Source organism: Okeania sp. SIO2B9 (assembly GCF_010672505.1).
Taxonomy (GTDB): Bacteria; Cyanobacteriota; Cyanobacteriia; order Cyanobacteriales; family Microcoleaceae; genus Okeania; species Okeania hirsuta.
The window spans coordinates 1-3,732 of record NZ_JAAHGK010000781.1 but is presented as its reverse complement, the minus strand read 5'-3'; the positions used below and the strand labels follow the sequence as shown (position 1 = coordinate 3,732).

Annotated in this window: 2 protein-coding genes; one reads left to right on the top strand and one right to left on the bottom strand. The window is 35.9% G+C overall.

Annotation, left to right across the window (positions count from 1 at the left end; all coding sequences use genetic code 11):
• Window positions 1-578: DUF4115 domain-containing protein (locus tag F6K13_RS23260; protein ID WP_287288539.1), on the top strand; the 578-nt coding region annotated here is incomplete at its 5' end.
• A 3-nt stretch (window positions 579-581) separates the two neighbouring features.
• On the opposite strand, the gene malQ is transcribed toward F6K13_RS23260, so the two are convergent.
• Window positions 582-2,096 carry a 4-alpha-glucanotransferase gene (gene malQ / locus F6K13_RS23255; RefSeq protein WP_124146256.1) on the bottom strand — a complete coding sequence of 505 codons (1,515 nt, stop codon included), beginning with the start codon at window positions 2,094-2,096 and terminating at the stop codon, window positions 582-584.
• Window positions 2,097-3,732 lie beyond the last annotated feature (1,636 nt).

Below are 3,732 nucleotides of genomic sequence, written 5' to 3'. Positions count from 1 at the left end.
ATCTGTTTCCGACTGAAAAAACTCAAGAAACTAGCAAAAAATCTCTCCTCAATCTATCAATACCTCAGCTACGACCACATCATCTCTACTTCTTATATTTATCTATTGTTTTATTGTCAGTTAGTTTGTTGCCTCGTCTAATGAGTAGCTATTATATACTAGGGAAAAAATCTGAAATTAATAATTATAGAAAAGAAAAAAATCAAAGTGATTTAGCTCAGGCATCTTCAGGTAATATTAAAATTGATGAAAAATCTACAGATCAAATAACAACAGCAAAGTTAGAAAAACAAAATAAAAAACAATCTTTAGCAGTGAGTGTAATTGTCAAAGAAGACTCCTGGGTATCAATAAAAATAGATGGAAAAATAGCATTTGAAGGTACTTTAGTGCAGGGCACTCAAAAGACCTGGGAAGCTCAAGAACAATTAGTTTTCTTTGCAGGAAACGCTGGAGGAATATTAATACCTATTAATAACGGACAAACTATGCAACTGGGAAAAACAGGAGAAGTAAAAGAAGTTGTTTTTACTCCTACTAATACTAAAATTTCCCAGTCCAGCAATACTAAAAATTAAAAACTATGAATCTTCATTTTGTGGCTCACGACCATAAATTTCTGTGACTTCTCTAAGGCGATCACTTACCTCTGAAGTTAATATTTCCGGTTGATAGCGCCAGCTCCAATTTCCTTCAGCAACTCCAGGTTGATTCATCATAGTTTCTTCTCCAAATCCGAAAATATCTTGTAGGGGAAAAATTGCTATAGAAGCCACCGAAGACATAGCCAAACGAATTAAATCCCAATGAATTCCATTACCACAAGTACAACCAAGAAAACGAGTAACTCGTTTTTGTTCTTCAGGAGAACGGTTATTGAACCAGCCCACAGTAGTATTATTATCGTGAGTGCCAGTATAAACAACCCAATTAGGGGAAACATAGTTATAGGGTAAATAGGGATTTTCATGGCCTGAGTCAAAAGCAAAATGCAGAATCTTCATACCAGGAAGTTCAAACTGATCGCGCAATTCTTCGACATCAGGAGTAATCAACCCTAAGTCCTCAGCAATAATTGGCAGAGACCCTAACTTTTCATTAATAGTTTCAAAAAAAGCCTCACCTGGTGCCTCGACCCATTCACCATTTATGGCTGTAGTTTCACCTTGTGGCACTGCCCAATAAGCTTTCAAACCACGAAAGTGGTCAATTCTAATCAAATCCACCTTATTAAGCATTGATTGAATACGTTGGACCCACCACAAAAAATCTTCCTGTTCTAATCTATCCCATTGATAAACTGGATTGCCCCATAGTTGACCAGTCTCACTAAAATAATCTGGGGGGACACCTGCCATCAAAGATGGTTCACCTGTTTCTGCATCTAGACAGAATATTTCTGGATGTGCCCAAACATCAGCACTATCATGGGCAACATATATAGGAATGTCGCCAAAGATTTTTATTCCTTGCTCATTGGCATAATTTTTCAGCTCATCCCATTGTTGGAAAAACTCAAATTGAACGAATTTATGGTACTGAATTTCATCGGCCAAACGTTGCTGCCATTCTTTTAATGCTGCTGGTTGACGACGGGCAATTTCTTGATCCCAGGTATGCCAACTAGCTCCTTGGTGGGCTTCTTTTAGGGCCATATAAAAAGCATAATCATCTAACCAAAAAGCTTTACTGGCACAAAAATCATAGAATGCTTGTTTTTCCTCAGATTCTTTTATTTTAAAATTATCGTAGGCTTTTTGTAGTAAAGAGCGCTTGAATTCTGTGACTAAATCAAAATCTACTCGGTCATTTGGAAATTCTGGCAAATTAGATAAGTCTTCCTCACTGAGTAATTCCTGGTCTAGTAATTTATCTGGACTAATTAGCAGGGGATTTCCTGCCATTGCTGAATAAGCTAGATAGGGAGAATTACCAAAACCTGTTGGTCCTAGTGGTAGAATTTGCCAAATTTGCTGTCCACTGTCTCTTAAAAAGTTGACAAAATTGTATGCTTCGTTACCTAAGTCGCCAATTCCAAAGGGACTTGGGAGGGAAGTAGGGTGCAGTAGAATACCGCTAGCTCTTGAAAGTGGCATAGCTAAACCTAGAAAATATTAATCAAAAAAATTGCTGGCATGAAATACCAGCTTAAAATTTATTTTACAGTATTGACATCTCCAGGGGTTGAAATACCCTGGATTCTGTGGCAAATCCACCGCAAATGGGACGGGGTGTTTAAAGTGCGGAAGTAAATTCCGCACACAGCCCCTCATAAATCCACATTTGCTTAAAGCCTGAAGGGCAGACTTCTATACTCCTCGGCATAGACCTAAATCTAGCTGTGAGCTTACTTTTTTTGTAGCTTTCACGAGTGGTTTTACTCAAGATATTGGAGCTATAAATCGCTGCTCTAGCTGCGTTGCTTGCTTTTCTTGCGGAATGCTGCGCAAACAGCCGTCGTAGGAAGCATCGTCCCCGCCTCCTGTCCGCCGGAATTTCACCGCAAAGTGCGGTCTTGTCATGGCGACAAACCTTGTTTTTAGCGAGTATTCCTTGTATAGCATACTTTTACTCCGCTTTATTGCCCGCGTGTTGTTATTCAACCAGGGGATAAATCTTCCGGGAACTTTTCTCCCGTCAGTTTTTATGTTTTTGAGTTGATAAGGTACAAAGTTTTATGCTTTAATTTGCTGTAAAATATTAAAAATTTGGCGTTGCTGAATGGTAATGATTTTTAGATTAAGTATCAACGCAAAACATAAGTTTTTCAATTTTACCTTCAGCTACTTACCATTACATTTCAGCAACGCCAAATTTTTATAGGAGATAATAAATTGTGGTATTAATTACAGTTTTTATACTTGATGTTATAAAAATTATTTCCACATCCTAATAAGTAGGTAGGTGTTAAAATTTATCATTAGAGGAAGGCAGAAAGCAGAAGGGAAAAGGCTTAGGAACTACTTTACTTTTTGTTAAATACTTAATTCTTTTCATGCCTACATACTTAGCTAACTGTTTTTAGTTACTTTCCTAAAATTTTGATATTCATTGGGGTTCAATTTATAGAACCAATTTGGGATATATGAAGCATCTACTCCACCCATAGGGAGTAGGGAGTAGGGGGTAGGAGGAAATAATTGATGAATAAGAGTGCAATAATTGATTTGATTTTTGATTGTTGGATATTTATATTAATTATGTAATTAAAGGCATTGCTGAATTAAGGTATGAAAGTAGGTTTATAGGGAACAGGGAACAGGGAACACCGGATCTGGGAAAAGTTAATATTAACAAGTAGTTCAAACCATCCAAAATAAAAAATCCCAAATACAAAATTATCAAATCATACCCAGAATCAGCAACGCCTAATTAAATATAAATATCCTAACTTTTAGGCCAAAAATCCCAACATTAGCTAATATTCCAAATGGCTTTTATATGACTAAGATAATCATTTTCTACAAAGTTTATCTGTGACTTTGACTGTTTTATACTTTTAGGAAAGTATAGGGTGTGCATATTAGTTTTAAAAGCTTCCATGTCATTTTTTGAGGCTAAAAATTATCTTAATTAATAACATAATCATTTTCTACAAACTTCATCTGTGACTTTTAATGATTTGATAATTTGAGGAAATTATAGGGTTAGCATATTAGTTTTAAAATCGCCCATATAATTTTTTTTAGACTAAAAATTATCTTAATTATCTGGCACTACCAGTTACAAATT